Origin of the sequence: Paractinoplanes rishiriensis (assembly GCF_016862375.1) — a bacterium.
GTDB lineage: Bacteria > Actinomycetota > Actinomycetes > Mycobacteriales > Micromonosporaceae > Actinoplanes > Actinoplanes rishiriensis.
Window position 1 is genome coordinate 26,015 of sequence record NZ_BOMV01000111.1, and the last position, 25,169, is coordinate 51,183.

Here is a 25,169-nt window from a genome sequence, read left to right on the forward strand (position 1 = left end):
CTGCTCTCAGGCGAGGGCGCCGCGCCGCCGCCGGACGATCAGCAGAGCCGCGACGGTCCACACGGCGAGTACGGCGAGGTGTGTCCAGGCGACTCCCGAGCCGGTCCCGTCGGGCCGGGTCGCGGCGAGCGTCACCTGCATGAGGTGCCGGAGCGGAAACACGTCGGCGATTGTCGTCAGAGTTGCCGGTAGCGGCTGATCGCCCACCACGAAGATCTCGGAGAGGAAGCAGAGCGGCAGCAGCGTACCGAGGGTGATGGCCACCAGCGAGCGGGCCGAGGGCAGCAGGGTGGTGAGGGCGAAGCCGAGCGCCGCGAAGCACAGGGTCCCGGCACCGATGGCCAGGATGAGGGCCGGGACGTGCGCGAGTGGCACCCGGACGCCGAGAAAACCCACTCCCACGGCAGCCAGTACGGCGGCGGCCAACCCGGCGCTGATAAGTGCGGCTCCGACGCGGCCGGCCAGGTAGGCGCGGAACGGCAGGGGCGTGCCTCGGAGCCGCTTGAGGACCCCCGCGGAGCGGGCACCCACCACGCCTTCGGGCAGGTCGACGTATCCGGCGAGGGCCACGGTGTAGGTGACCATGCCGGCGAACAGGTATTGCGCCATCGCCAGGCCGTGCACCTGTCCGTCGCCGAACACGGTGGGGAAGAGCACCAGCAGCAGCGCTGGGAAGATCACGGCGAAGAACACCGAGAGCCGGTCCCGGCGCAGGCCGAGCAGCGCGTACCCGATCTGGCCGGCCAGCATCCGCGCCGCCGTGGCGGGCGTCCGGTTCGGTGCCGACAGGCGCGCGGTCGGCCGGGCCGCCGGCTCCACGGCGGTCCGCGACGGACGGGCGCCGCGCGGCTGCCAGCCGAACCACCGGGCGGCGACCAGTGCACCGGCCAGTCCCCAGGCCGCCAGCACGGCCAGATGCCCGGGTGCGAAGCCGTACCCACCGGCCGGGTCGAACGTCTCCGCCATGGCCTGGGCGAAATGCTTGAGCGGCAGCGCGGAACCGATCATCGACAACCAGCGGGGCAGCTCGGCACCGACGATGAACACATCCGAGATGAACGCCAGCGGGATCAGCACGCCCTGCGCGAGCGTTTGCGCGGACTGCACGCTCCGGGTCAGGGTCGCGAGCCCCACACCCAATGCCGTGCAGCAGGCCACCCCCAGCCCGAGGGTCACCAGCATGGCGGGCACCTTGCGCCAGACGATTTCGACGTCGTACGCGATCGCGCCGACGGCGGTCAGCAGCGTCACGGCCAGGGCAGATGCGACCAGCGCCGCACCGACCCGGGCGCCGAGCACGGTCCACGGTGGTACCGGTGCTCCGCGCAGGCGAGCGAGGACGCCACTTTCCCGCATTCCGGCCATGTCCACGGCAAGGAGCGTGAACGACCCCTGCGCGACGCCGAAGACGGCGAACGGGGCCACCAGGAACTGGGCGATGGGCACGCCCGTCTCGGTGCGCTGATCACCGACGATCGACGCGACGATGACCAGGAACGCCAGCGGGAAGCCGAGCGTGAAGAACGCGGCGAGCGGATTGCGCAGGAACGCACGGACCGCGTGGGTGGTCAGCGGCCGGAGAACGGCTCGCCGCCGGACCTGCCGCGGCGCGGTGACACGTTCGTCAACGACCATCATCGGCCTCCTCGGTCAGTGCCAGGTAGGCGTCCTCCAGCGTGGGCGGGGTGACCGCGAGGTCGGGCAGCGCCAGCCCGCGGGCGTCCGCCCACCCGGTGAGGCGGGCGGCGTCGGGCACCGGATCCCGGGTCCGGACGTACACGCGTCCGTCCTGGACACCAACCGGTACGTTCAACGGCGGTATCTCCCGTACGCCGACATCTTGCGGCAGCCCGAAGCTGATCACCGTGGGCAGCTCGCTGTGGACCCGCAGTTCCTCCGGGGTCCCGATGGTGACCAACCGCCCGGCCCGCAGCACGCCGACGCGGTCGGCGAGACGCTGCGCCTCCTCCAGGTAGTGGGTCGTCAGCAGGATCGTGGTGCCCAGATCGCGCAGGCCGGCCACCAGATCCCAGGCGCGGTGCCGGGCGGCCGGGTCGAAACCAGTGGTGGGCTCGTCGAGGAAGAGCAACTCGGGTGCGCCGGCCAACCCGAGCGCGAGGTCGAGCCGGCGGCGCTGACCGCCGGAGAGGTTCTTCACCCGGGTGGTTCGCTTGGCGGACAGCCCGACCAGGTCGATCAGTTCATCGGGATCGTGATGCCGGGGGTAGAGCCTGGTCTGGAGCCGGACGAGCTCCCGTACGGTGAACTCCTCCTCGAACCCGGCCGACTGGAGCACCACGCCGATCCGGGCGCGGTAGGCCGCGCCGCCGTTCGCCGGATCGAAGCCCAGCACCTGCACGGTGCCGGCATCCCGGGTGCGGTATCCCTCGAGGATCTCCACCGTGGTGGTCTTGCCGGCACCGTTCGGGCCGAGCAGTGCGAATATCTCCCCGTCGTCGACCGTGAAGGTGACGCCGTCGACGGCCCGCACCGGCCCGTAGGCGCGGGCGAGGTCGCGTACCTCGATGGTGGCCATGTGGTCATGCTCGACCCGGTGCCGCGAACCCGGCAGCGCCGAAGGTCCCGACTCGGACGGCATTCGGCCCCGGTGCGGCCGGCGCGGCGTGGCCGCGTGGGGACCAACGGCCCTGGCAGCCGGCCGGAATTCGCGCTGTGGTGGAGAGAGACGCGACGGTGGGGAGGCCCGCCATGCATGACCTTGAAAGATACCGGGCACTTGTGGACAGCCGCCCCACCCGGTTCGGCGAGGCCGTCAACCGGTACCTGGGTGCGGTGGGACACCGTCCGGAGCAGCCGGTTGCCATGCCCGCTCGGGCGGGCGAGGTGATCGGGGTGGTTCTTGTCGGCGCGGACGAGTCGCCCGCCAGCTATTCGGCGGTCGACCACGCCGCGATCGAGGCCGAACTGCGGGGATGGGATCTCCGGATACTGCACGTCCAGCGCTCCGGCGGGCGACAGCAGACGACGCGGGAAACCGGCGCGCGTCTGCTCGAACGGCTCGCTGCACGGGTGCACGCCTGTTCGCCGTCGGTGGCGGTGACCAGGCGCCTGGCCGTGGGCAGCCCGGCTCACCTGCTGCTCGCCGAGGGGCGGAACGCGACGCTGGTGGTGGTGGGGCACCGGCACGGCGGAGCCGGGACGGCCTTCGGACTGAGCGTCGGCGACCGAGTGGCCGCGCAGCACCCCGGACCTGTTCTGGTTGTCCGGGTGCCGGGCTGGCCGCCCGGGCCGGGGTTCGGCGAACGCCCGATCGTCCTGGCCGCGGAACGGGCTGACCTGAACACCCCATCGGCCGTCTTTGCTCTGGCCGAGGCCAGGGTCCGCAGGTGCGACCTGGTGGTGCTGCGGGCGCATCCGGACGGGGCGGCGGTCGGTCGCACGGACACCGTCGAGGGTGTCCGGGTGCACTACCGGACGGTTCCTGCCGACCCGGTGACCGCGCTGATCGACGTCTCGAACCGGGCGGCGGCGATCGTGCTGGGCCGCCGGGGTGCGGCCGGGAGTCCGGTGGCGCTTCTCGGCTCGGTGAGCCGGGCCGCGCTGCAACGCGCCTACTGCCCGGTCTTCCTGGTCGATTGAGCAGGCGCATGACCGACACCCTGGCTGAGAACGGCACGGTGGACGGCCGCCGGCCGCCGGCCCAGCTGTTCCGTGATCTGCGCACCTCCGCCGATGGCCTGGGCGCCCGTGAGGCGGCGCGCCGGCTGACCGTGTACGGGCCCAACGAGCTCACCCGGCGCGCCGCTCGAACCTGGCCGGCGCAGCTGCGCGCTCAATTCACCCAGCCGCTGGCCGTGCTCCTGATGGTGGCCGCCGTGCTGGCCTGGCTCGGCGGTGCACCCGAGCTGGCCTGGGCGGTGGTGGCGGTCATCCTGCTCAACGCCGGCTTTGCGTTCGCGCAGGAACGGCAGGCCGAGCGGGCAGTCGAGGCCCTCGCCGCGTACCTGCCGGCCGCCGCCCGAGCCCTGCGTGACGGCGTAGTGGTCGAGGTGCCGGCGCGCGACCTGGTGCCCGGGGACGTCATCGAACTCGCCGAGGGTGACCGGGTCTGTGCCGACGGCCGGCTGCTCGACGGCGAGCTGACACTGGATCTTTCTGCGCTCAACGGTGAATCCGTTCCCGCCGCACGGACCGCGGACGCCGACTTCGCGCCGGGACCGTTGCTGGAGGCTCGCGAGCTGGTGTTCAGCGGGACTGCCTGTCTCACCGGGCTGGCCCGGGCGGTGGTGACGCACACCGGGATGCACAGCGAGATCGGCCGGATCGCGGCCCTGTCGCAGCGTGGCCACACCGGCCCGAGTCCCCTCGAGCGGCAGGTGCGACGCGCCACCTGGATCATCGCAGCCGTTGCGGTGGCAGCCGGGGCCGCGTTTCTGCCCATCGGGGTGGTGTCCGGGCTGGGCTGGGCCGCAGCAATCAGTTTCACCATCGGCCTGATCGTGGCCAACGTGCCGGAGGGCCTGCTGCCGACGATCACGCTGGCGCTGGCGGGCGGCGTACGCGAGCTGGCCCGCGACGGTGCCTTGGTCAAACGGTTGTCCGCGGTGGAGACGCTGGGTTCCACCACGGTGATCTGCACCGACAAGACCGGCACTCTGACCGAGAACCGGATGCGTGTCGCCCGGCTGTGGCTGCCCGGCGCCGAGGTTGATCCGGCGGACCCGCGGGCTGGGCCGCTCGCGTACGCCGCCGCGCTGTGCACCACGGCCGCGGACGCCGGGGACCCGACGGAGCTCGCCCTGCTGCGGCATGCGGCCGATTTGCGGGTACCGGTCCGGCCCGCCGACCGCGACCGCGGCCGGCGGGCGCTCTACGCCTTCGATGCGCGGCTGATGCGGATGAGTACGGTGGACGGCGACGAGGTGCACACCAAGGGCGCACTCGAGTCGGTGCTGCCGCTGTGCACTCGGGTACGGCTGCCCGGCGGCGAGGCGGCCGGGCTGTCTCCCGAGGTGCGCGCCGGGCTCGCCGCCGCCACGGATCGGTATGCCGCCTCCGGCCTGCGCGTTCTGGCCGTCGCCAGCCGGCCGGCGGCCGGGTTGCCCGCCGATCGCGCGTCCGCGGAGCGGGACCTGACTCTGCTGGGCCTGGTCGCCATGGTGGACCCGCTGCGTCCGGAGGTGGCGGCGGCGGTCACTGCGGCGCACGAAGCGGGCATCCGGGTGCACGTCATCACGGGTGACTACGGCCCGACCGCTGCCGAGATCGCCAGGCAGGCCGGCATCGGTCGCGGTGGCATGCGGATCGTGACCGGTTCCGAGCTGGACCGGATGACCGAAGCCGACCTCGACTCCCTGCTCGCCCGTCCCGGCGAGGTGGTCTTTGCCCGATCGTCTCCGGAGGGCAAGCTGCGGATCTGCGAGGCGCTGCGCGCGACGGGCCAGATCGTGGCGATGACCGGCGACGGGGTCAACGACGCACCGGCGCTGCGACACGCGGACATCGGCGTCGCCATGGGCCGTTCCGGGACCGACGTCGCGCGGGAGGCGGCGACGATGGTGCTCACCGACGACAATTTCGCCACCATCGTGCGGGCCGTCGACGCGGGACGGCGGGTCTTCGACAACGTCCGCAAGTTCGTGCTCTACATCTTTGCCCACGCGGTTCCCGAGGTGGTGCCGTTTCTGATCTTTGCGTTGTCCGGTGGTGCGGTGCCGTTGCCGCTGACCGTGCTGCAGATTCTCGCCATCGACCTCGGCACCGAGACGCTGCCCGCGCTGGCCCTGGGCCGGGAACGCGCCGAGCCGGGGCTGATGAGCCGGCCGCCGCGGTCGCCCAGCTCCGGGGTGATCGACCGGCGGCTGCTGTTACGGGCATGGGGGGTACTCGGCGTGGTCTCCGCCGTACTGGTGGTCGCCGGCTACTTCTGGTCGCTGTGGCGGGCCGGCTGGCAGCCGGGAGTTCCAGTCGGCACCGGCAGCGCGCTGCACGAGGCGTACCGGCAGGCCACCACTATGACTTTCGCGGGCATCGTGGCCTGCCAGATCGGCACCGCGTTCGCCGCCCGCACCGAGCACGCGTCATTGCGCTCGATCGGGCTACTGAGCAACCGGCTGCTGCTGGCCGGGATCGCGTTCGAGGTGGCCTTCGCGGCCGCGGTCATCTACCTGCCTCCGCTGCAGGCGGTGTTCGGTACCGCCGCGCTGGAGCCGGTACATCTGCTCGTCCTGCTGCCGTTCCCGGTTGTCGTCTGGGCGGCCGATGAGCTGTTCCGGTGGCGGGGCAGGGCGTCCCGCTCCGTCGGGACCTTCGGCCCTGCCCGTGCGGCCGCCGCAGCGAAACGCTGAGGAGACGAACGACCTCGGAGGACACCATGACCTACCGCATTGCAATCAACGGTTTTGGCCGGATCGGCCGGAACTACCTGCGCCGGCTGGCGGACAAGGCGCTGGCCAACGAGGGCCTTCAGGTGGTGGCGATCAACGACCTGTACGATGCCGCCACGCTCGCCCACCTGCTGGAGTACGACTCGACGTTCGGCCGCATCGATGCCGAGGTCGGTCACGACGACGACAAGCTGGTCGTGGGCTGGCACACCATCCCGACCTTCTCCCGTCGCCGTCCCGATGAGCTGCCCTGGGCCGACCTCGGTGTCGACCTTGTCATCGAGTCCACCGGCAAGCTGCGTACCCGCGAGGACGCGGCGCTGCACCTCAAGGCCGGTGCCGGCCGGGTGCTGATCTCGGCTCCCGGCAAGGGCGTCGACGCCACCCTCGTGCCCGGTGTGAACGCGGACAGCTACGACCCGGTGCGACACCAGATCCTGTCGGCCGCCTCGTGCACGACGAACTGCGTTGCGCCGTTGCTCAAGGTGCTGTACGAGGCGTTCGGAATCGAACAGGGCTATCTGACCACCGTGCACGCCTACACCAACGACCAGAACGTGCTCGACGCGCCGCACAAGGACCCGCGTCGCGCCCGGGCGGCCGGCGTCAACATCATTCCGACCAGCACCGGGGCCGCCAAGGCAGTCGGCCTGGTCCTGCCGGAGCTGGCCGGCCGCCTGGACGGCGTCGCCCTGCGGGTGCCGGTGGTGGACGGCTCGGTCAGCGACCTGTCGCTGGTGCTCGGCACGGAAGTCACCGCCGGCCGGATCAACGAGGCCGTGGCGGTGGCGGCAGCCGCCGGCCAGCCGATGGACGGCATCATCCGCTACTCGGAGGCGCCGCTCGTCTCCACCGACATCGTCGGCGATCCGGCGTCCTGCGTGTTCGATGCGGGTCTGACCCAGGCGCAGGGCCGTCTGGCCAAGGTGTTCGGCTGGTACGACAACGAGTGGGGCTACACGAACCGCCTCGTCGACCTGACGAAGTTGATGGCGCGGAGGTGACGTCATGCGCGCCAAGGACATTATGAGCAGTCCCGTCTACACCGTGGAACAGAGCACGACGGTGGAGAGCGCGGCGGAGCTGATGACGACGAAGGCCGTCACCGCCCTGCCGGTCGTGGACGCCGGTGGCGCGCTGGTCGGTGTGGTCAGCGAGGGTGACCTGCTGTGGCATCACGTGCCCTCGGACCCCACTGCCCACCTGCAACGCCGGCCGGACGTCGACCCGGCGAACCGGCCGCACGCCGTCGGTGAGGTCATGTCGCCGTACCCGGTGATCACCAGGCCGGACGCCGACGTGGCCGAGGTGGCCGAGATGATGCTCGACCGGGATGTCCGCAGCATGCCGGTCCTCGACGACGGCACGCTGGTCGGCATCATCAGCCGCCGGGACATCCTGCGCGCCATGGTGCGCACCGACGACGTGCTGACCGCCGACGTGCAGCATCGCCTCGACGAGTACAGCGACGGTGAGCAGCGCTGGGCGGCAACCGTGGTAGGCGGCGTCGCGCGGATCGCGGGCAAGTTCCGCGACGAGAACGAGCAGGCCGTTGTTGCCGTACTGGCGCGCACCGTGCCGGGCGTGGCCGCCGTCGACATCGGTGCATGACACCGGCATCTGACGAAGCCCGGGGTACACACCCCGGGCTCGTGGTGTCAGCCGGCGTGAGCCACCACGACCGGGCACTCCAGCTGATGCATCAGCTGGAGGCCGGCCGATCCGTGTGGGCAGCCCAGCACGACTGCCCGGCCCCAGTGCGAGGCGGCCGTCAGCGCGCCGGCTGCGCTGTCGCGGGTCAGCACGGCTTCGACCCGGACCCTCGGGTACCGGGCCCGCCACGGCCTGACCTGCTCCTCGAGGCGGGCGTTCTCGCCGACATCGTCGGCCGCCGGTCGGAGGACGGGCAACAGGCCGAACAGCCAGGCGGGAACGGCGGGCCCGGAAGCACGGAACACCACCAGCGGGCAACCCCATCGGTCCGCCGTCTCGAAAGCGGTACGCAACACGTCGTCGGCCGCAGGCGAGTCGTCCACGCCGGCCGCGACGGGGCCGTCCGCCGCGCCCGGACCGGGAACGACGACGATCGGGCAAGGGGAGTGGGTGACCAGCCGCCGGCTCACCGAGCCCAGGAACAGCCCGGCCACGCCGCGGCGACCGTGGGCGCCGAGGACGAGCAACTCGGCGCCGTGGGCCGCCTTGAAAAGCTGGGGACCCGCGCGGCCGATGAGAATGTCGGTTTCCACGTCGATGCCGGGTGCGGTCTGCCGTGCCCGGTCCGCTGCCGCGGCCACGACCGCTTCCGCGAGAACGCGGGTCACGTCCATGTACTCGCTGCCGATGTCGAGGCGGGACTCGTACCAGTCCCAGTCGTAGGCGTGCACGATTCGCAGGCCGGTGTTCCTTCGCTGCGCCTCGGCAGCGGCCCAGTCCACGGCCGTTGTTCCCGAGTGCGTGCCGTCGGTACCGACGATGATGGTCATGGCAGACTCCCTTCGACCTGCTCCGATCGTCGGCCGCGCGGATGGTTGCCGGCAGGGCGTCAGGTCTCTGGCTCGGGTGCCGTAGGTCCCGGATGCCGCCCGCGGTCGAGTGCGGTCGGGACGAATGGCCCGGGTGGCACTGTCCACCAGCCGTACTGGCCCCTCGGCGGGCCGCCTAGCGTTCAGGTATGAGCAGCGAGGTATCGGCACCGCAATCCGGGCCTGTTGTGGTCGGGGTGGACGGCTCGCGCACCACGCCGGCTACGTTGGATCTTGCCGTCCAGGAGGCGGTGCGCCACCGGGCAGCCCTGCTCGTCTTGCATGTCTGGCCCGGGCGCTACACAGGTGTGTTCCGTAGCCGTGGCGTGGTCCCGTCCCCGGCCGACGGCCGGCGGTTGCTCCGGGTCGCGGCGCAGCGGGCCCGGCTCGCCGGACCGGAACTGCCGATCAGCACCGAACTGGTCGACGGCGGCGCTGCGACCGTGCTCACCCAGTACTCGGCGCAGGGCCGACTCCTGGTCGTCGGATCCCGCGACGACGTACCGGCGCGTACCAGCTGGGGCTCGACGGCGGCCTATCTGGCGCACCACAGCCAGTGCCCGCTGCTCGTACATCGCGGCGTGATAACCCACGACGGTCCGGTCGTGGTGGCGGCGTCGGCGCGGCCGTCGGGGGCGGCCACCCTCGGCTACGCGTTCCGCGAGGCCGCGCTGCGTGGCACGCGGCTCGTGGTGATTCACATGTGGACCCGTCCGGGTGCCGCGGAAGGCGTGGCGCCGGTGGTCGTTCCCGGCGGATACGCGGGTGAACGTGCGGCGGCCGAGCATGCGCTGGCCGAGGCTCTCGCGTCCTGGACCACCCGGTTCCCGGAGGTGGCGGTGGACCGGCTCGTCGTGCCCGACCTCGACATCGCCTATACCGTCGCGCGGGCGTCGCGTCGCGGGCAGCTGCTGGTGGCCGGGATCGGCCGGCGCGGGCGCTTCGCCGAGCTGCTGTACGGTTCCCCATTCGCCCGGCCCGCCGCTATGCGCCAGGCAGTCTGTCCGGCCGCACTTGTTCCGGCGGGATGGCCGGTTGCCGACCCGGCAGTGGCGCGAAGTGGGCCGGCACCGGCCGACCCACGTTGACTGTCGCTGTACCGGTCACGCGGACTGGCGCTGGGTGAGCAGGAGCGCGGCCAATGCGGTCGCCCACTGCCGGGCCCGAGCGGCTTCGCCGTCCAGCAGGCCGGTGAGTTGTGGCGAAGACGTCGAGGTACTCGCGGATGCCCGCGTCGGCGGCGCCTCGCCGGACGCTGTCCTGGCGGGTGGCATCCTGTCGGGTGCCCGGGCGGCTGAGCCCGAAGGCGTGCGTAGGTCCGCCGAGGGCCCTCATGGCGGTCTCCGTTTACGGAGTCGGGTACTTGGCGAGGATCTGGCGTAGCCGCTCCACGAAGCGCAGTGACTCGTCGTGATCGCGTTGCCAGATGTTACGTCCGAAGATCAGCCCGGTCGCGCCGGCCGCCATCGATTCGTGCGCCTTCTCGAACATCACGTCGTCGCCGGTCCGGCTGCCGCCGGAGACGAGCACCAGCGTGCGGTTCGCCGCCTGCACGACGGCGTCCATCGCCTCCTGGCTGCTGAACTCGTCGGCGTACGCGGCCGGTACGTCCACGCGTTTCTCCGGGTGGGGGAAGTTCACCTTGACCATGTCGGCGCCCAGCTCACTCGCGACCCGCGCGGCATAGTGCACGGCGTAGAAGGAGTCCTTTCCACCCTTGTGCTCGACGGCCTCGCCGCGTGGGTAAGCCCATACGATCAGCGGCATCCCGAGCCGCTGTGCCTGCTCCCGGACTTTGCGGTATTGCGCGAAGTCGGCATCCTGTGCCGGGGAGCCGACGTACAGGGTGTAACCGACGGCGTCTGCGCCGAGCCGTACCGCATCCTCCACCGAGGCGTGCAGCGGGGACAGGGCACGGGCGTCACTGGGTATGTCGGTCTTGCCGTTCAGTTTGAGGATCAGCGGCACCTCGCCGGCGAAATCCCAGTAGAACTTCTCGGCCAGCCCGACCTGGATGACGATGCCGTTGAATCCACCTTCGAGAGCGAGCCGGACGATGTACCTCGGGTCCGCCGCGACCGGGTCGGCGAAGAAGTCCCGCGGTCCGTGTTCGAGTCCCTGGTCATACGGCAGGAACAGGGCCGTGCCGTTGCACAGTCCGTGCTTGTACAGAATGCGATGCAGGCGAGCCTTCTTGCCCGCGCTCAGCCCGCAGTCGGCCAGCCGCTGCCGTGCGCTCATGGCGTACTCCTTTCCAATACCTTCACCGTGTCCGGTGCGCTGCCGCGCCGTCAGGGCCACGTGGCCTGCAGCGCCCGGTCGATCGGCACTGCTCCGTACCTCGGGCGCCGCGGTAGGGCTGAGAGGCGAAGGAGGAGCATCATGACCATGTCGGTTCTGCAGAAGGGCGGCGGTGCCCGATCCCGGTTGACCGCCGCGGACGTCTGGCGCGCGGTGACCCACTCGTCATTCGCTGTGCTCAGCCATGTCACCCCGGCGGGCACGCCACGCTCCAGTGGCGTGGTCTACGTCGTGGACCAGGGACGGATGTTCGTCGTGGTGGCCCAGGACAGCTGGAAGGCACGACACATCGCGATGGACGGCGAAGTTGCCGTCACCGTGCCGATCCGCCGTGGCGGCATCATGTCGCTGTTGCTTCCCATCCCACCGGCGACGGTCAGCTTCCGCGCGGTGGCGGTGGTGCATCCGGGGGACGTGCTTGCCGGTATGCCGCGCCTCGCCCGTGTCGTTCCCGCCGAGCGTCGTTCCGCCTGCGCGGTGCTCGAGGTCAGACCCTTCGGGCACTACCTGACCTATGGTCTCGGTGTCCCGCTGTGGGCGATGCGGGAGCCGGCACGATCGCGGGCCCGGATCCCGGTCGGCTGATCAGGCGCAACACCTCGATGGCGCCGAGCCACGGCAGGCCGGAATCCCGTGCGTAGGCGGGACCTTCGGCCCTGCCGCCGCGACGGCGGCGGCGGGACGCTGAGGGGGAGCCACGGAGGCAGCTATGGCGCACCCCATCGAGGACAGCGGTACGGTCACGGCCGGCATCCTTACCGTCGACTCGGCCGAGGACGTGGTGCGGCATGGTTTCGCAGTGGCGCAGGACCACGGCGTGGCGTTGCATGTCTTGCTCATGGAACAGGCCGCGAACGTCCTACCGACGGGGGAGCTGACCGATCTCATCGAACGCTGGGCGGAGAAATACCCCCAGGTGCCCGTGACCGTTTCGGTCCGCGCCGGAATCGACGCCGCAATCGTGCTGGCGGCGGCCTCGCGTCGTTGCGGCCTGCTCGTCTTGGCAGCGCCGCATGGAGCACGAGAAACCGGTGTGTTCCGTGCTGTGAGGCGTCGCGCTCGCTGCCCGCTGTCGGTGGCAAAAGCGGACCCGGGAGGTGGAGGCGCGGCCGGAGAGCCTGGAGGGCGTGCTGGTCGCCAAGCTCCTGACCGCCGAGGCCGCCGAACGGCGACATCGTCGGAGGTTCACCCGGGGAGGTCGCCGGTGTCGTGACCGTGGTCGACGAACTCACCCGGCAGTTCGACGACACCGAGTTGGAACATCGGCACGGTTACCTGTCCGGCAGCCCCGAGGACCTGACGTTCCCCGGCCGCTGACCCTCAACCGGGACGCCCGTGGTGACCGCCAGCTCAGCCACCAGGGCGGAAGGGGTAGCAGCACGGTGCCAGGCGGCCCGTTGCCACGAGGCTCCGGTGCGCCGGGTCGCGACCACCTCGGACAACCCTTCCGCGATCTCCTGGTCCCCGAGCGCGACGAGCGCGTCGCCGACGTACTCGACCAGGCGCATCACGAGCTGCACGGGATCGGTCCGGACACCCGTGAACGGATCGACGCCCGGACCGGTTAGCCCGTGTACCGCGGCCGCGACCAGACCACGCTGAATGCCCTGCCGGTGCAGCGGTAGCGGCGGCCGGCCAGTGTGGATCTCCCGGGTTGCGGTCACCACGAGCGCCCGGACGAGAACCGCCAACGACACCGCCGTGTCCACATCGGCACAGACGTCGCCGATCCGAACCTCGATGGTCGGATACCGAGGCGACAGCCGGGCAAACAGGTAGACGTTGCGTTCGTCCATCGCCGCGCCGCGAGCGATCAGCCTGCGAATGAACCGGTCGTAGTCGGCAGCGCCGGGCCATACCGACGGCACCCGGGCGGTCGGCCAATGCGCTACCGCAGCGTAGCGGCGGCTCGCCCAACCTGTGTCCCGGCCGTTCTCGAGTGGTGAGTTCGCGCTCACTGCCAGCAAGGTCGCCAGCCACGGCCGGAGCCGGGCGAGGATACCGACGCCGAGGTCGCGTGACGGCACGCCGACATGGATGTGGCAGCCGCAGGTGCCGGACAGTGCGGTGAGGCCCGGGTAGCGCCGCGCCATCTCGCGGTATCGCGGCTTGTCGGTGAGGGCGGCGAGACCTGGTGTCCGGAAGGGTGAGGAACCGCTCGCGACGAGGCGGCACCCGCAGGACCGAGCGGCGTCGCCGACGAGTAGCCGGAGGTGCTGAAGCTCATGGCGCAGGTCGTCCGGGGTGACCCAGACCTGGCTCGCCGTCTCGAGCTGGTAACGCATCAATTCGGCACGAGGTCCGGAGCGGCCCCGCAACAGACCGAGCACCCGGGGCGCGGCCGGCACCGGTCGACCGGTGAGTGGATGGAGAAGCAGGAACTCTTCCTCGACACCGAACGTCGGCGGCCTCATCGTGTCTCTCCTTCCCTGAGGAAGGGCGGCACCGTTTCGGTGCCTGCGGATCGGTCCGGCACCTCACCCAGCATGGCGACCGCGAGCGCGCGGCTCAGGTCGCCCGCGGTCAGCACACCACAAGGCCGGGCACCGTCGAGGATGACGGTCATACGCAGTGGTCCGGCCGGCCGGGCGGATCGGTCACGGAGCGGCGTTCCGCGCTGGGCGACGGCGAGGCGGGACATCGGAACGGACACCTGGCCGAGGCGGGTCGCCGATCGCTGCCCGGCCGGCACTCGGGCGAGCGTCGCGGTCGTGACCAGGCCGACGAGGTTCCCGTCGAGGTCGACCACGGGATAGCCGCGATGCGGGTGCGCGGCCGCGACGGCCGCGCCGAATGCGGTTACGGTCTGGCCGGCGTACCCGCAAACGGGCGGTGCGGACATCAACCGGAGGGTCGCCGTCGATTTCGAAGACGCCGCCGAGCAGCCAGAGAGTGATGGCGCGGACCCGGATGCCGTAATGCTGGGCGGTGCGGGCGTGTGCGTACTCGTGGGCCAGCAGGGCCATCAGGAACAGCCCGGTGAAGCCCGCCGCTGCCAGCCAGTAGGCCACGATGGCGTACCCGCCGGCTGCCGCGGGCAGCAGGCCCACCGCCAAGCCCTGGGTGAGCAGGAACAGGATAAGGACGGTCGACCAGTGCACGCCGACCGGTATACCGTGTGCTGTCCCGAGCCGGATCGACTGCCGCACCGCGCTCACCTCCGATCGGTTGGGGTGCGATGTCAGGCGCACAGCTCGAGGAAGCGGCGCCGCGCCGCTTCGAGCCGCTGCTCCGCGACGGCCAGCACTCGATTGGAGAGCTGGATGGCGAAAACGCGGCACGTCAGTTCGGTCATCACAGCCTGCCGCTCCGAATGTCAGTCTTCGTCACCTCAGATGATGCGTGCGGTGTCGGGACGCCCGTAGAGGCTTTCGTCACCATGCTCGCCGGACGGTGGTACTGAGCCGGTCGGGAGTTCGAGGCCGAGGACCCCCACAGCCCTGCCGGATGGCCCTGCCGTGCGTCTTTCCGGGCTTCTTAGCCTGACGAGGGGGAGAAGTGAGTTCGCCGGCCGTCGTGGTGGTCAGCGGCACGTCGATCATCGCGGCGGCCCGGAAGCTGGACGGCGCGGGGGTCAAACGGCTGCCCGTGGTCGACGACATGGGCCGGCTGCGCGGCATCGTCACCCGGACCGACCTGCTGAAGGTGCACCTCCGCTCGGACGCCGAGATCCTGTCCGACGTCGAGACCGGCGTATTGGGCAGCTTCCTTGCCGCAGATCTCGCGACCGTCGACGTCGCGGTGGTCAACGGTGTGGTCACGCTGTCCGGGGAGGTCGACCGCTGGTCATCCAGGGAGTTGGTCGTGAAGCTGACCCATCAGGTCGCTGGAGTGGTGGATGTGACGTCGCGCCTGAGGTACGACTTCGACGACGTCCCCGGCTGACCGCCGGAACGACCTGACGCCCTGAACCGGAGTGGAGAGATCACCTGACACCGAACGGCCGGCCTGGGTCTTCAGGAGGACCCGCGAGGCCCGCGGCCGGCTCGGGCGGGCCGTGACGGCACGGTGCGACCCCGGTAGACGGGCCGGACGACGAAACGCCGGACTTGCGGGGATTCCAGCCGCCATGCGGCATAGTCACGGGCATTCGCCACGGCACGCACGGCCTCCTCCGGCCCACGGAACACGGGGGCGCCCGCGGGACCCAGCCGGTGCAGGTGATCTCGGCCGCCGATGACCACCGCGGCGATGGTGAGGTGGGCGTGGTCGTCGAGCACCGGCGCCAGCGCCGCCACGTTCGCCGCGAGCACGTTCGAGCGGTTGCCGACCAGGGTCAGCAGCAGGATGTCTGCCTCGTTGCTGTTGGCGATCGTCTCGACGACATTCGCCAGGCGGTCGGCCGGAGTATCGACGCCCAGGCCGACCGGGTTGTCGCAGCGCGTCGAACCGATCCGGATCGGCAGCTGGGCACGGGTTGGTCCACTCAGCGGCACGATGTTGAACCCGTGCACTCGCGCCGTATCAGCGGTGAACCTGGTGAGGCCGTCGGCGTTGCCGACGATCGCCATCCGGTTGCCGGCAGGAAGGGGTTGATCGAGCAACATCCGGGCGGTGTCGAAGGTCTCTCCGATGCCGGCGGTCCGGATGACGCCAGCGCTGCGTAACGCTTCCTCGTCGGCTGTCGCCGGTTGGGCGTGTCCGGTCAGGAGTACCGGCTTGCGGTTGCCGAGCGTCCGGGCCACCGAGGCAAAGGTCGCTGGATCACCGAAGGACTCGGGGGACAGCGCGATCGCCCGGGTCGCTGGGTCGTCGAGCCAGTAGCTGAAGAGCTCGTCGACGGAGACGTCGAGCTCCTGCCCCAGCGAGACGAGGGTCGATACGCCGCAGTGGTCGCGGACCGCCTGCTCCAGCAGCGCGATGCCCAGGGCGCCGGACTGCACCGCTAGGGCCAGCCCTCCGCTGGGCGGCCGCGCCGGCGAAAGGCTGGCGTTGAGCCGCACCGCCGGAGCGGCGTTGAGAACGCCCAGGCAGGATGGACCGAGGACGCGGACATGGTGCTGCCGGGCGGCGCGCAGGACCTGGATGCGATCCTGTTCAGCCAATCGTTCCCCCAGCAGGACGGCGCCCTGGGCGCCGACGCGGGCGCCGCTGCCGAGCACGTCCGGTATCTCCGCCGGAGGAACGGCCACGACCAGAAGGTCGACCCTGGTGGGCAGGGCAGCGACGGAGGGATAGGTGGGTACGCCGCATACCGGGCGGCCGGACCCGTTGACCGCGAGGAGCCTGCCGCCGAACCCGTAGTCACGCAGCGCGCGGAGGGCCTCGTGGCCGGTGCCGCCGTGCCGGCTTCCCGCTCCCACGACGGCGACCGATCGCGGCGCCAGCACGCGGCGCAATGAGGAGGGCTCAGCACCGCGCGGGTGGCCGAGCGCACCGACGGCACCTCGAACGTCAGGCTGATCAGAGGCGTGGGTCAGGGCGGTGCGTGCGGACGTGGGCGTCACCTTGGTCATCGTTGACCTCCGGATGTCCTCGCGTGCTGCTCCAACAGCCTCCGCGCGGTCCGGCGGAATGGCAACGGACCGCTGTAGACGGCGATGCCGCCGGGAGACTCAGGAATCGCAGCATGGCACCGGCCGGAAGCCAGCGAACAGGGTCGATGGTCCCGCCGGGCACGACGGGCGAGCGAAGGATTCTCCTGGCGTCCTGCGCTGACTCGGGCAATCCCGCCGATATGGGCAAGGGAGCCGTTAGCTCCGGGCACCGGGACCTCCGGCCCGTGTGCTGTCGGGTGCAGCGAGGGAGGCTGATGTGATGAGCACCGGAACGGCACACAACGGTCCGATCGAGATCGCGTTCGAGGTGGAGGGTCCGGTGAGCGGTTACGGATTGCCGGACATGGTCCGGGTCTTCCGGGTGATCGGTTCGACCGGATATCCGCGTGACGACCAGTGGATCCGCGACGCCGCGGTACGCAGCTTCGACCAGGCGCACGACCCGGACGGCGTGCGCCGGCAACTTGCTGCGATCATGACCGCTACGGATCGGCGGCCGATGCTCCGTCAACTCGTGGTCTTCACCGGTATGGGACACGATCTGCCGGCCGCGCTGCAGCCGGTGATCGCCGACGAGATCGCCGGGATCTGCCGGAAGGAGCGGCCGTCATGACCCGCGTCGCACGTCTCGGGCCGGACCTCGGTGACATCATCCGCCGGCGCCGGGAGTTGGCCGAGTTGCCGATCCGCCAGTTCGCCTCGATGGTGGGCATCTCCGGCCCGTACCTGTCGCAGATCGAGCGGGGGCTGCGGGCGCCGTCCGATCGGGTGTTGCACGCGATCGCTGATTCATTGCGGACAACCGCCGACGTGCTGCGCCGGGAGGCGGCGCCCGACGGCGAGGCTCCGCTGGCCGTGCTTGCCGCGATCGCTGCGGATCCCCGGCTCACGGCCCGGCAACGACAGGCGCTGACCGAGGTCTACCTCGCTTTCGTCCGCAGTTGCGAGGGAGGTAAGCCGGAATCAGATCGGCCCGGGGGTTGATCCCGGGCCGACCCTCTCCTCACTCACTGCAATATCCGGACTCACTGCAATATCCGGACTCACTGCAATATCCGGCGTGCCGTTTTGACGTACGCGGCGCCGACATCCTCGATGAGCCCGGCGCTTACCGTAAGTGCCGACCGCATCCACGGGTACGGCGCGATCTTCGCGGCGTCCTTCTCGAACGCCACCATGTCGGCAATGCCGCGTTCGTAGACGTTCACGGCCAGCCCGCCGACATCCCGGCCGACGTGCCGCACACGGCGGTTCGGGGTCTCCGGCCGCGCGGCCTTGGACGGTTCGGCCGGCCGTACAGTCTTGGTGGTGGCTGTCATGACTTTCGCCTCCTCCCTGTCCCAGCTCTGTTAGCAACGTTAGCTGCGGCTAGCTAACGCGGTCAGAGGCGGTCGCCCCCCATTCGCCCGGGACCAACGGCCCTGCCGTCCGGCCGGCCGGCGGTTGACGCTGGAGTCGAGCGTTCGTCCGGGAGGTGCGCCGTGCACATCATGCTTTGCTATGACGGTTCAATGGCGGCCGGAACCGCGATCGACTGTGCCGGCACGCTGCTGCCGGGCGCGTACGCCCGGATTGCGCACCTCTGGGTTCCGCCCTTCGCCAGCGACGCGGTCCGCCGCCGGCTGTGGCAGGGCAAACGTCATCTCAACGAATTCGTCGCGGCGATCGAGCGCGAGGGCGCGGCCGAGGCGGACCGCCTGGTCACCACGGGGGTCGTGCTGGCGCGGGCCGCCGGATGGGAGGCCGAGCCACTGGTCGAGCGCAGCTTCGGCGGCGAAGGCCTGCACCTGGCGGAGCTGGCCGAGAAGCTCAGCCCGGACCTGATCGTGCTCGGGTCGCGGGGCCTGGGCGGCGCCCGGGCGGTCCTCGGCAGCGTGTCCGACATCGTCGTGCACTACGCGCCGGCGCCGGTCCTGGTGATACCGCATCCCTTGCTCACCGCTGAGCGAGCCGCACTGGCGGGTGGGCCGATCGTCGTCGGCTGGGACGGCTCGGTCGGGTCGCGCCGGGCGCTGGCCGCGGCGGAGCATCTGTTCGGCGTACGGAAAATCGTCCTGGCCACTGTCACCGGCGATGGGCCGACGGAGCCGGCACCGTCCGGATACGACTCCGTGACCCGCGAGCCGAGGCACCGGTATCCGGCTGGCGGTCGCGCGGTGGCCGAGGCACTGTGCGCGACAGCGGCCGAGCAGCGAGCGGCCGCCGTGGTGGTCGGTTCCCGAGGCCGGTCCGCGGCACGCGAGATCCTGCTGGGCAGCGTGGCGATGGCCGCCCTGCACCACGTGCCGCGTCCCGTGGTGGTGGTGCCGCTGCGGAGCCCGGACCTACCCGATTGAAGCCGGCGGGCTGGACGCCTGTCCGGTGTTCGGCGTGCTGGCCGGCGTCGATGTGGCGGATCGCGAGCGCGAGGGGGAGGGCGACGGCGACGGCGACTTGCTCGGGGAGCGGGACGGCGTCCGGGTGCTGGGATACGTTGCCCCGCTGCTACCCGTATGGTGGACGGCCGGTCGCGAGGACGGAACGGCGGACGGCACGGCCGGTGCCGACGGCGCGGGCCGGGGCGCGCCGGGGAACCAATCGAACGGATCGGTGGCGGCAACGGCGGCACCCGCCGAAAGCAGCACCGACCCGACGGCGACCGCAGCCGCGATATGCCGCCGGCGCCGGCGCACCGGCGGTATGCGGCGGGGAACGACCGCGACGGCCCGGCTGACTGACGGTGCCGGGCGAACCGCTCGTTCGGCAGCTGCCGCCATGGCGGCAGCTGACGGGAAGCGAGCCGCAGGATCCTTGGCGAGCGCGGTGGCCACCACGGCGCGGGCCGCCGCCGGCACATCGTCCGGAAGAGGCGGCGGCTCGTCTTTGAGATGTCGCATCGCCACCGAGATGGAGTCTGGGCCGAAAAACGGCGGATGCCCGGCGAGGCAGTGGTAGGCGACGACGCCCAAGGCGTAGATGTCGGCGGCCGGTCCGACGGCGCGCTTGGCAACCTGTTCGGGCGCGATGTAGCAGGCGGTGCCGACCACCTCACCCGCACCGGTGAGCAGGGCGGACCGGGCCGACCGGGCCACGCCGAAGTCGACGAGGACGACGTCCCCGGCCGGCCGGACGATCATGTTGCCGGGTTTGACGTCGCGGTGCACGATCCCCGCGTCGTGCGCTACCTGCAGGGCGCGGCCCACCTGAGCCACGACGGCCATCGCCTCGGCGGCGGTGAGCCGGCCCTTCTCCGCGATCCGCCCGTCGAGCGGCTGACCGTCCACGTGCGCCATCACCAGGTAAGCGTCGCCGGCGTCCTGCCCGAAGTCGTACACGTCGGCGATACCGGGATGGTGCAGCGCGGCCATCGCGCATGCTTCGTGCCGGAAACGGCTTCGGAACTGCGGATCCACCGCGCGGTCGGCACGCAGCGTCTTGACGGCAACGGTGCGGCCGAGGACCGTGTCGCGGGCCTGCCACACCTCACCCATGCCACCACCGGTGATGCGGTCGTCGAGCCGGTACCGGCCGCCGAGCAATTCTCCTGATGTATGCGGCATCGCTGTCCTCCTCGCCTACCCGGGCGCCGCCGGGACCATCACCTCGCCGGTGCGGCGAAGCTTCTGCCAGCGCATCCGCCGGCCGGCCAAAGCTGCCAGCGCGGCGCGGGTCAGCACCAGGTACATCAACTGGCGGTAGACCACCTGCTGGAACGGCAGCGTCCACAGGGGCCGGAGCGACTCATGATCTAGCCGGAACGCCACCACCGCCGTCACGGCCTGCACGACGAGCATCGCGAGCCAGGCCACTGCGGTGTCCCGGCGGTCCAGGACCACGAGGCCCAACACCGCCATGATGTCGACCAAGGGAGCCAGCAGCGGCAGCAGGACGGTGAAGAAGGCGATGGACACCAGCCCGCGTCGCCCGAACCGGCCGGACGGCCCGCTCTCAACCAGCGCCCGGCGGTGCTTCCACAGGGCCTGCATGGTGCCGAAGCTCCACCGGTACCGTTGCCGCCAGAGTTGTCGCAGGGTGGTCGGTGCCTCCGTCCACGCACGCGCCGTCTCCTCGAAGACCACCCGCCAGCCGGCGCGTTGCACCGCGACGGTCAAGTCGGTGTCCTCGGCCAGCGTGTCGATTTGCAGGCCACCGGCGTCCAGGACGGCGCGGCGGCGGAACGCACCCAACGCACCCGGAACGGTCGGGATGCAGCCGAACGTGTCATAGAGGCGCCGGTCGAGGTTGAAGCCTATGACGTATTCGATGTGCTGCCACGTGCCGATCAATCCGTGCCGGTTGCCGACCTTGACGTTTCCGGACACGCCGCCGATGGCAGGGTCGGCGAACGGCTGGATGAGCCGGTGAACCGAGTCGGGCTCCACCACGGTGTCCGCGTCCACCATCACGAGGAGATCGTGGCGGGCTAACGCGATCCCGGTGTTGAGCGCGGCTGCCTTGCCGCCGGCCGGCGCGCGGACAACCCGAACGTTGCCGAGTTGCAGGCGCTCCACCGCCGCCCCGGTCCCGTCGGTCGAGGCGTCGTCCACCACGAGCACCTCGACGCCTGGATGCGCCGACAGCGCCAGGGACCTCACCGCCGGGCCGATGGTCGTCGCCTCGTTGAAGGCCGGCACGATGATGCTGACCGGGTCGGTCACCGCCGGGCCCAGGACCATGCCGGTCCGCGACGGCGGCGGGCATGTCCCACCGACAGCGTCAGAAGCAGGGCGGTGCGGGCCAGCATCAGGGCGCCGGCGCCGAGCAGCAGTACCCAGAGCACCCACAGGGTACGGTCGGCGGCCCGGATCATCTGCGTCAGAGCCCAGCCGCGCGCCGTCTGCTCGTGGCCCGCCCGGGGGTTGGCGAACGGGACACGCCCGGCGAGCGCCTCGGAGACTGCGGTGAACCGGTAGCCGCGTGCCTGCAGACGGGGGATGAGCCGGTCGAGGGCGGCAACGATCTGCGAGCGGTCACCGCCAGCGTCGTGCATGAGGACTATTGCTCCGGAGCCGTCCCGCGGCGTGGAGTGGCGCAGGATCGTCTCCACCCCGGGCCGTCGCCAGTCCTCGCTGTCCAGGTCGTTGAGCACGGTTCGGTAACCCTGCCGACCGGTCTCGCGCAACGTGGCGAGGTCGGTGTTGTCCAGTGCGCCGATGACCGACGAGTAAGGAGGCCGGTACAGCAAGGCCAAACGCCCGGTGGTGTAGGCGATTGCCTCTTGAGTTGCCGAGTGCTCCAGCGTGCGTAGCCAGATCGGCAACGCCGACACCAGTGGGTGGGTGAAGGTGTGCACGCCGATCTCGTGCCCTTCGGCGACGATCTGCCGGGACAGCGCGGCGTTGCGGGTGACCTGGGTACCGAGCACGAAAAAGGTGCCGTGCGCCCGGTGCCTGCGCAGAACTGCCAGGATTTGCGGGGTCCACCGCGGATCGGGACCGTCATCGAACGTGAGGGCGATGGTGCGGGCCGGCATCCGGTACGTGTGCGGCTTGGCGCCAGTGAGATCGATCACCGGGCCGCCCGTGCGCACCGCGGCCGGCAGCGCATCGGCCGGCCGGGCTTGCTGGGGTGCGCTGTCCGGGGCGAACCCGGCGGCTAGATATGCCTCAATCAGGAGCATGTTGCCCAGCATTGCGATCAACGCCAGGACGACGAAGGCGCGTAGCAGGGAACGCCGCCGCCGGACCGCCGGGATCTGTCCGGTGGTCAGGGCGGGCTCGTTGCACGGCGCGCCGTGGTAGACGTTCATCGGGGGGCGACTCCCACCGCTACTTGGCTGAGCCAGAAGGCCAGCAGCAACGCGAAAAGCAGGGCACCGACGACGTATGCCAGTTTCCGCAGCCGGCGTCGCCGGGTTCCACCGGGATCCGCGAAGACGGCCGGGTGCTGGTCGTCGAGGTGCGTCACCTCGGTCTTGGCCCGCTCGATCGGCTTCACCTGGCCGATCACCGGTCCGACGCGTACCCGCCCCACGACCCGCCCCACCGGACGTGGTCCATCCGTTCGTCCTGCTCGTCGTCGGGCCATGACTCGACGCTAGACAGGCCGGCCGTGGTCGAGCAGGTACCGAAGGTCCCGGCGGGATGGGCCGCTGCGACCGACTTGCCCGGCGGACGCGCCGGACCGCCCGGACCTCAGCGGGTCCGGGCGGTCGCGGTCCGGTCGAGCCGAATGCGGGCGATCAGATTAGCCAGCGGTTTTTCTGGACGATGGGAAGTCCGGCCCACCATTTGCCGAGGCCCCAGGTGTGTCCGGCGTAGGTGAGGGCCAGGACGATGCCGGCCAGGCCGTAGATGAGGTGGTAGTCGACGATGGGGTTGGTGGAGCCGCTGGGTTCGCCGGCGCTGGTGGTTTTGTCGAGGGGCCATTCGGCGATCCACATGAGCGCCATCATGAGAGCGCCTGCGGCGGCGGCGATGCGCATGCCGATGCCAAGGATGAAGGCGAGGCCGATGCCGAGCAGTCCGAGCATGAACAGCCAGTCGGCCCAGGGGTCGCCGGCGATGTTGTGGAAGAAGCTCTCGAAGGGGCCGACTTCGACGTTGGAGAGGAAGCCGCGCGTGGGGGAGCCGCCGTTGATCCAGGCGCGTTCGGTGGGGGTGGCGTAGCCGAAGCCGAAGGTCTTGTCGAGGAATGCCCACAGGAAGGCGAATCCGGTGGAGATGCGCAGGACCGCGAGGGTCCGGGCGGCGGTGTGGGTGAGCATGGAGCCGGGTGCCTCGACCTTCTCGAGGTTCGCGGCGGAGCCCCGGCCGGTGGTGGTCATGGTGTCCTCCTTCATCGATTTCGATACCCACGACACTGCCGGATCGCCGCGGTATGGCGCCTGAGCCCAACCGCCCTGGTTGCCGGGACCAAGGTCCTGTCCATGACCCGGCAGGGCGACTCGGGCCGGATGCCCCTACCGGTGGGCCCGCGGCGCGCAAAGCCTGGAGGTATGAGAACGGCAGGGTGGACCGGAATCGGCGGCGCGGCTCTGCTGGCCGCGACCGCGGCAGCGTACTCACCGCCGGCCCGGCGCTGGTATCTGACCTACGGGGCCAGCGGGGAGGAGGTCGGCCAGGTATTGCCCGGCGACGAGTTGCTTCCGGATCCGGATCTGCTGTCGACTCGCGCGGTAACCATCGAGGCGGCTCCGGCGACGGTCTGGCCCTGGCTGGTGCAGATGGGCAGCGGACGCGGCGGGGCGTACGCCTTCGACTGGCTGGAGAATCTCCTCGGGCTCGATATGCACAGCGCCGACGAGATCCTGCCGGAATTTCAGTGCCTTGCCGTCGGCGACCTGGTGTCGCTGGCTCCGGAAATGTCGGAAATGCGCGTCGAGATCTGTGAACCCGAGCGCACCCTTGCCTTCCGGTCCACCGACGGGACCTGGGTCCGGATCTTCCACCTGACGATCCGATGGCTGAACACCCGGCTGATCAGCCGGAACCGGATGATCAGCGGCAGAGAGGAGCGGTCATGAGCCTCCGACCCACGACAACCGGACTTGCGCTGCCCCGCAGTGTCCTGGTCGGCGGTGTGCGCGCCGCCACCGCTGCGCCTTCGCTGCACCACAGCCAGCCGTGGCGGTTCCGGATTCGCGGGTCGGTCGTCGAGGTGTAGCCGATCCGAGCCGGCGTCTGCGGGTGCTGGACCCGGCCGGGCGAGAGCAGCTGATCAGCGTCGGTGCGGCCGTCTTCAACCTGCGGTTGGCGCTGCGACGGGCCGGCTTCTGCACCGACGTGGCCTTCTTCCCGGACGCTACGGACGATGAACTGGTCGCGCGGGTCGTGGTAACCCATGCAGCGGCGGTCACCGCGACGGTGGAGGCGCTGGCGGCGGCCATCGTGCACCGGCACACCAACCGTCAGCCGTATGCGCACACTCCGGTGCCGCCCGATGTGCTCGATCTCCTCCGCGACGCGGCCCGCACCGAGGGTGCTGTGCTGGCCGTGACGAATCCGGCTGCCGGGACGCCGTTCTGGAGATGGCTCACTTGGCGGACCGGTGGCTGCGAGCCCGGCCCGGCTACCGGGAGGAACTCTCCCGATGGACCGGACGGGAACACAGCAGCGACGGTGTCCCGGCGTCGGCGGCCGGGCCGTGGGACGCCCTGGAGTCGGTGCCGATCCGTGATTTCGCCGAGCTGACGGCGCAGCCTCGCCCGAGTGCGGAGTTCGAGCCCTACCCGACCATCCTGGTCCTCGCGACCGCGGGTGACCGGCAGCGCGACTGGGTGCGGGCCGGGCAAGCCCTGCAGCGGGGTGCTGCTGACGGCGACCTGGAAGGACCTGGCGACGACGCCGATCAGTCAACCGGTTGAGGTGCCGGCGATCCGCCGGCTGCTCATCGACCCGGTCGCGGGCCTGTCGGTGCAGATGGTGCTACGCATCGGGTACGGCCGACCGGCCGGGCCGACGCCGCGGCGACCGCTGACCGACGTCCTCCTGCCGGCCGGGCAGCCGGACCGGTCCGACCGTGCCAGGTGAGGCCCGCGGGGGTGGCCGGGTCTTAAGGCCCTGCCGTGCCCTGCGGTTGCC

28 protein-coding genes are annotated in these 25,169 nt (G+C 70.9%); 15 read left to right on the forward strand and 13 right to left on the reverse strand.

Annotation, left to right across the window (positions count from 1 at the left end):
- Positions 1-6: 6 nt before the first annotated feature.
- Entirely contained in the window at positions 7-1,635 is a 1,629-nt protein-coding gene (locus Ari01nite_RS45955) for an ABC transporter permease (protein WP_203790634.1), read from the reverse strand.
- Positions 1,625-2,536: an ABC transporter ATP-binding protein gene (locus tag Ari01nite_RS45960; RefSeq protein WP_203790636.1), complete on the reverse strand. Its 912-nt coding sequence runs from the start codon at positions 2,534-2,536 to the stop codon at positions 1,625-1,627. Before Ari01nite_RS45960 ends, Ari01nite_RS45955 begins: the two co-directional genes overlap by 11 nt.
- A 173-nt stretch (positions 2,537-2,709) precedes the next feature.
- On the opposite strand from Ari01nite_RS45960, the gene Ari01nite_RS45965 reads away from it, so the two are divergent.
- From Ari01nite_RS45965 to Ari01nite_RS45980, 4 genes are read left to right on the forward strand one after another with little or no spacing between them, the layout of a single operon-like run.
- Positions 2,710-3,600 (forward strand): universal stress protein, encoded by an 891-nt coding sequence (locus Ari01nite_RS45965; protein WP_203790638.1) that lies wholly within the window; start codon positions 2,710-2,712, stop codon positions 3,598-3,600.
- 8 nt (positions 3,601-3,608) lie between these two features.
- A complete protein-coding gene (locus Ari01nite_RS45970; RefSeq protein WP_203790640.1) occupies positions 3,609-6,308 on the forward strand; it encodes a cation-translocating P-type ATPase in 2,700 nt (899 codons plus the stop codon).
- Between the two features lie 26 nt (positions 6,309-6,334).
- On the forward strand, positions 6,335-7,351 hold the full coding sequence (gap, locus tag Ari01nite_RS45975) for a type I glyceraldehyde-3-phosphate dehydrogenase (protein WP_203790642.1): 1,017 nt from the start codon (positions 6,335-6,337) through the stop codon (positions 7,349-7,351).
- 4 nt (positions 7,352-7,355) lie between these two features.
- The gene (locus Ari01nite_RS45980; protein WP_203790644.1) at positions 7,356-7,958 is read left to right on the forward strand and encodes a CBS domain-containing protein; all 603 of its coding nucleotides are present in this window, start codon (positions 7,356-7,358) and stop codon (positions 7,956-7,958) included.
- Positions 7,959-8,005: 47 nt separating this feature from the next.
- Here Ari01nite_RS45980 and Ari01nite_RS45985 read toward each other — a convergent pair whose 3' ends face one another.
- Positions 8,006-8,830, reverse strand: a complete 825-nt coding sequence (locus tag Ari01nite_RS45985) for a universal stress protein (protein WP_203790646.1) — start codon at positions 8,828-8,830, stop codon at positions 8,006-8,008.
- A gap of 188 nt (positions 8,831-9,018) precedes the next feature.
- On the opposite strand from Ari01nite_RS45985, the gene Ari01nite_RS45990 reads away from it, so the two are divergent.
- Positions 9,019-9,957 (forward strand): universal stress protein, encoded by a 939-nt coding sequence (locus Ari01nite_RS45990; RefSeq protein WP_203790648.1) that lies wholly within the window; start codon positions 9,019-9,021, stop codon positions 9,955-9,957.
- 259 nt (positions 9,958-10,216) lie between these two features.
- Here Ari01nite_RS45990 and Ari01nite_RS45995 read toward each other — a convergent pair whose 3' ends face one another.
- On the reverse strand, positions 10,217-11,110 hold the full coding sequence (locus Ari01nite_RS45995) for a class I fructose-bisphosphate aldolase (protein WP_203790649.1): 894 nt from the start codon (positions 11,108-11,110) through the stop codon (positions 10,217-10,219).
- Between the two features lie 141 nt (positions 11,111-11,251).
- On the opposite strand from Ari01nite_RS45995, the gene Ari01nite_RS46000 reads away from it, so the two are divergent.
- A complete protein-coding gene (locus Ari01nite_RS46000; protein ID WP_203790651.1) occupies positions 11,252-11,755 on the forward strand; it encodes a PNPOx family protein in 504 nt (167 codons plus the stop codon).
- A 124-nt stretch (positions 11,756-11,879) separates the two neighbouring features.
- Positions 11,880-12,383 (forward strand): hypothetical protein, encoded by a 504-nt coding sequence (locus tag Ari01nite_RS46005; protein ID WP_203790653.1) that lies wholly within the window; start codon positions 11,880-11,882, stop codon positions 12,381-12,383.
- A 58-nt stretch (positions 12,384-12,441) separates the two neighbouring features.
- On the opposite strand, the gene Ari01nite_RS46010 is transcribed toward Ari01nite_RS46005, so the two are convergent.
- Entirely contained in the window at positions 12,442-13,584 is a 1,143-nt protein-coding gene (locus Ari01nite_RS46010; RefSeq protein WP_203790655.1) for a carboxylate-amine ligase, read from the reverse strand.
- Positions 13,581-14,012, reverse strand: a complete 432-nt coding sequence (locus tag Ari01nite_RS46015; protein WP_203790657.1) for a CBS domain-containing protein — start codon at positions 14,010-14,012, stop codon at positions 13,581-13,583. Before Ari01nite_RS46015 ends, Ari01nite_RS46010 begins: the two co-directional genes overlap by 4 nt.
- Before the next feature lie 656 nt (positions 14,013-14,668).
- Between Ari01nite_RS46015 and Ari01nite_RS46020 the strand changes: the two genes are divergently transcribed.
- Positions 14,669-15,055: a CBS domain-containing protein gene (locus Ari01nite_RS46020; protein ID WP_203790659.1), complete on the forward strand. Its 387-nt coding sequence runs from the start codon at positions 14,669-14,671 to the stop codon at positions 15,053-15,055.
- Between the two features lie 71 nt (positions 15,056-15,126).
- On the opposite strand, the gene Ari01nite_RS46025 is transcribed toward Ari01nite_RS46020, so the two are convergent.
- The gene (locus Ari01nite_RS46025; RefSeq protein WP_275410942.1) at positions 15,127-16,626 is read right to left on the reverse strand and encodes a CoA-binding protein; all 1,500 of its coding nucleotides are present in this window, start codon (positions 16,624-16,626) and stop codon (positions 15,127-15,129) included.
- A 301-nt stretch (positions 16,627-16,927) separates the two neighbouring features.
- Between Ari01nite_RS46025 and Ari01nite_RS46030 the strand changes: the two genes are divergently transcribed.
- On the forward strand, positions 16,928-17,281 hold the full coding sequence (locus tag Ari01nite_RS46030) for a hypothetical protein (RefSeq protein ID WP_203790661.1): 354 nt from the start codon (positions 16,928-16,930) through the stop codon (positions 17,279-17,281).
- Complete coding sequence (locus tag Ari01nite_RS46035) at positions 17,278-17,652, forward strand: helix-turn-helix domain-containing protein (RefSeq protein ID WP_203790662.1); 375 nt, start codon at positions 17,278-17,280, stop codon at positions 17,650-17,652. Before Ari01nite_RS46030 ends, Ari01nite_RS46035 begins: the two co-directional genes overlap by 4 nt.
- Positions 17,653-17,711: 59 nt before the next feature.
- Here Ari01nite_RS46035 and Ari01nite_RS46040 read toward each other — a convergent pair whose 3' ends face one another.
- Positions 17,712-17,987, reverse strand: coding sequence for a hypothetical protein (locus tag Ari01nite_RS46040; protein ID WP_203790663.1), 276 nt, complete (start codon positions 17,985-17,987; stop codon positions 17,712-17,714).
- 171 nt (positions 17,988-18,158) lie between these two features.
- Here Ari01nite_RS46040 and Ari01nite_RS46045 point away from each other — a divergent pair, with 171 nt between their 5' ends.
- Entirely contained in the window at positions 18,159-19,004 is an 846-nt protein-coding gene (locus Ari01nite_RS46045; protein WP_203790672.1) for a universal stress protein, read from the forward strand.
- Here Ari01nite_RS46045 and Ari01nite_RS46050 read toward each other — a convergent pair.
- The 5 genes from Ari01nite_RS46050 to Ari01nite_RS46065 all read right to left on the reverse strand — a co-directional run bounded on the left by Ari01nite_RS46050 (position 18,993) and on the right by Ari01nite_RS46065 (position 23,413).
- Positions 18,993-20,207, reverse strand: a complete 1,215-nt coding sequence (locus tag Ari01nite_RS46050; protein ID WP_239163594.1) for a serine/threonine-protein kinase — start codon at positions 20,205-20,207, stop codon at positions 18,993-18,995. The genes Ari01nite_RS46045 and Ari01nite_RS46050 overlap by 12 nt on opposite strands.
- A 15-nt stretch (positions 20,208-20,222) precedes the next feature.
- Positions 20,223-21,323, reverse strand: coding sequence for a glycosyltransferase family 2 protein (locus Ari01nite_RS50590; protein WP_239163595.1), 1,101 nt, complete (start codon positions 21,321-21,323; stop codon positions 20,223-20,225).
- Entirely contained in the window at positions 21,302-22,396 is a 1,095-nt protein-coding gene (locus Ari01nite_RS50595) for a polysaccharide deacetylase family protein (protein WP_239163596.1), read from the reverse strand. The genes Ari01nite_RS50590 and Ari01nite_RS50595 overlap by 22 nt, the downstream gene beginning before the upstream one ends.
- Positions 22,393-22,632 carry a hypothetical protein gene (locus tag Ari01nite_RS46060; RefSeq protein WP_203790664.1) on the reverse strand — a complete coding sequence of 80 codons (240 nt, stop codon included), beginning with the start codon at positions 22,630-22,632 and terminating at the stop codon, positions 22,393-22,395. The genes Ari01nite_RS50595 and Ari01nite_RS46060 overlap by 4 nt, the downstream gene beginning before the upstream one ends.
- A 196-nt stretch (positions 22,633-22,828) precedes the next feature.
- A complete protein-coding gene (locus Ari01nite_RS46065) occupies positions 22,829-23,413 on the reverse strand; it encodes a DoxX family membrane protein (RefSeq protein WP_203790665.1) in 585 nt (194 codons plus the stop codon).
- A gap of 102 nt (positions 23,414-23,515) precedes the next feature.
- Between Ari01nite_RS46065 and Ari01nite_RS46070 the strand changes: the two genes are divergently transcribed.
- From Ari01nite_RS46070 to Ari01nite_RS50610, 4 genes are all read left to right on the forward strand, one after another.
- Positions 23,516-24,112 carry an SRPBCC family protein gene (locus Ari01nite_RS46070; protein WP_203790666.1) on the forward strand — a complete coding sequence of 199 codons (597 nt, stop codon included), beginning with the start codon at positions 23,516-23,518 and terminating at the stop codon, positions 24,110-24,112.
- Positions 24,109-24,252, forward strand: coding sequence for a hypothetical protein (locus Ari01nite_RS50600; RefSeq protein WP_239163597.1), 144 nt, complete (start codon positions 24,109-24,111; stop codon positions 24,250-24,252). Before Ari01nite_RS46070 ends, Ari01nite_RS50600 begins: the two co-directional genes overlap by 4 nt.
- A gap of 364 nt (positions 24,253-24,616) precedes the next feature.
- Complete coding sequence (locus Ari01nite_RS50605; RefSeq protein WP_239163598.1) at positions 24,617-24,952, forward strand: hypothetical protein; 336 nt, start codon at positions 24,617-24,619, stop codon at positions 24,950-24,952.
- 1 nt (position 24,953) lies between these two features.
- Positions 24,954-25,118 carry a hypothetical protein gene (locus Ari01nite_RS50610; protein WP_239163599.1) on the forward strand — a complete coding sequence of 55 codons (165 nt, stop codon included), beginning with the start codon at positions 24,954-24,956 and terminating at the stop codon, positions 25,116-25,118.
- The last annotated feature ends 51 nt before the right edge of the window (positions 25,119-25,169 follow it).

What these genes read in the sequence shown, in the direction of transcription:
- Ari01nite_RS45965 (WP_203790638.1), top strand. Translation starts at nt 2,710, where the DNA reads ATGCATGACCTTGAAAGATACCGGGCACTTGTGGACAGCCGCCCCACC.
- Ari01nite_RS46030 (WP_203790661.1), top strand. Translation starts at nt 16,928, where the DNA reads ATGAGCACCGGAACGGCACACAACGGTCCGATCGAGATCGCGTTCGAG.
- Ari01nite_RS46045 (WP_203790672.1), top strand. Translation starts at nt 18,159, where the DNA reads ATGCTTTGCTATGACGGTTCAATGGCGGCCGGAACCGCGATCGACTGT.
- Ari01nite_RS45955 (WP_203790634.1), bottom strand. Translation starts at nt 1,635, where the DNA reads ATGGTCGTTGACGAACGTGTCACCGCGCCGCGGCAGGTCCGGCGGCGA.
- Ari01nite_RS46040 (WP_203790663.1), bottom strand. Translation starts at nt 17,987, where the DNA reads ATGACAGCCACCACCAAGACTGTACGGCCGGCCGAACCGTCCAAGGCC.
- Ari01nite_RS46010 (WP_203790655.1), bottom strand. Translation starts at nt 13,584, where the DNA reads ATGAGGCCGCCGACGTTCGGTGTCGAGGAAGAGTTCCTGCTTCTCCAT.
- Ari01nite_RS46035 (WP_203790662.1), top strand. Translation starts at nt 17,278, where the DNA reads ATGACCCGCGTCGCACGTCTCGGGCCGGACCTCGGTGACATCATCCGC.
- Ari01nite_RS46065 (WP_203790665.1), bottom strand. Translation starts at nt 23,413, where the DNA reads ATGACCACCACCGGCCGGGGCTCCGCCGCGAACCTCGAGAAGGTCGAG.
- Ari01nite_RS50605 (WP_239163598.1), top strand. Translation starts at nt 24,617, where the DNA reads ATGGCTCACTTGGCGGACCGGTGGCTGCGAGCCCGGCCCGGCTACCGG.
- Ari01nite_RS45995 (WP_203790649.1), bottom strand. Translation starts at nt 11,110, where the DNA reads ATGAGCGCACGGCAGCGGCTGGCCGACTGCGGGCTGAGCGCGGGCAAG.
- Ari01nite_RS46050 (WP_239163594.1), bottom strand. Translation starts at nt 20,207, where the DNA reads ATGCCGCATACATCAGGAGAATTGCTCGGCGGCCGGTACCGGCTCGAC.
- gap (WP_203790642.1), top strand. Translation starts at nt 6,335, where the DNA reads ATGACCTACCGCATTGCAATCAACGGTTTTGGCCGGATCGGCCGGAAC.
- Ari01nite_RS46000 (WP_203790651.1), top strand. Translation starts at nt 11,252, where the DNA reads ATGACCATGTCGGTTCTGCAGAAGGGCGGCGGTGCCCGATCCCGGTTG.
- Ari01nite_RS45980 (WP_203790644.1), top strand. Translation starts at nt 7,356, where the DNA reads ATGCGCGCCAAGGACATTATGAGCAGTCCCGTCTACACCGTGGAACAG.
- Ari01nite_RS50600 (WP_239163597.1), top strand. Translation starts at nt 24,109, where the DNA reads ATGAGCCTCCGACCCACGACAACCGGACTTGCGCTGCCCCGCAGTGTC.
- Ari01nite_RS46005 (WP_203790653.1), top strand. Translation starts at nt 11,880, where the DNA reads ATGGCGCACCCCATCGAGGACAGCGGTACGGTCACGGCCGGCATCCTT.
- Ari01nite_RS45970 (WP_203790640.1), top strand. Translation starts at nt 3,609, where the DNA reads ATGACCGACACCCTGGCTGAGAACGGCACGGTGGACGGCCGCCGGCCG.
- Ari01nite_RS46015 (WP_203790657.1), bottom strand. Translation starts at nt 14,012, where the DNA reads ATGTCCGCACCGCCCGTTTGCGGGTACGCCGGCCAGACCGTAACCGCA.
- Ari01nite_RS50590 (WP_239163595.1), bottom strand. Translation starts at nt 21,323, where the DNA reads ATGGTCCTGGGCCCGGCGGTGACCGACCCGGTCAGCATCATCGTGCCG.
- Ari01nite_RS46025 (WP_275410942.1), bottom strand. Translation starts at nt 16,626, where the DNA reads ATGACCAAGGTGACGCCCACGTCCGCACGCACCGCCCTGACCCACGCC.
- Ari01nite_RS45960 (WP_203790636.1), bottom strand. Translation starts at nt 2,536, where the DNA reads ATGGCCACCATCGAGGTACGCGACCTCGCCCGCGCCTACGGGCCGGTG.
- Ari01nite_RS46070 (WP_203790666.1), top strand. Translation starts at nt 23,516, where the DNA reads ATGACCCGGCAGGGCGACTCGGGCCGGATGCCCCTACCGGTGGGCCCG.
- Ari01nite_RS45985 (WP_203790646.1), bottom strand. Translation starts at nt 8,830, where the DNA reads ATGACCATCATCGTCGGTACCGACGGCACGCACTCGGGAACAACGGCC.
- Ari01nite_RS45990 (WP_203790648.1), top strand. Translation starts at nt 9,019, where the DNA reads ATGAGCAGCGAGGTATCGGCACCGCAATCCGGGCCTGTTGTGGTCGGG.
- Ari01nite_RS50595 (WP_239163596.1), bottom strand. Translation starts at nt 22,396, where the DNA reads ATGAACGTCTACCACGGCGCGCCGTGCAACGAGCCCGCCCTGACCACC.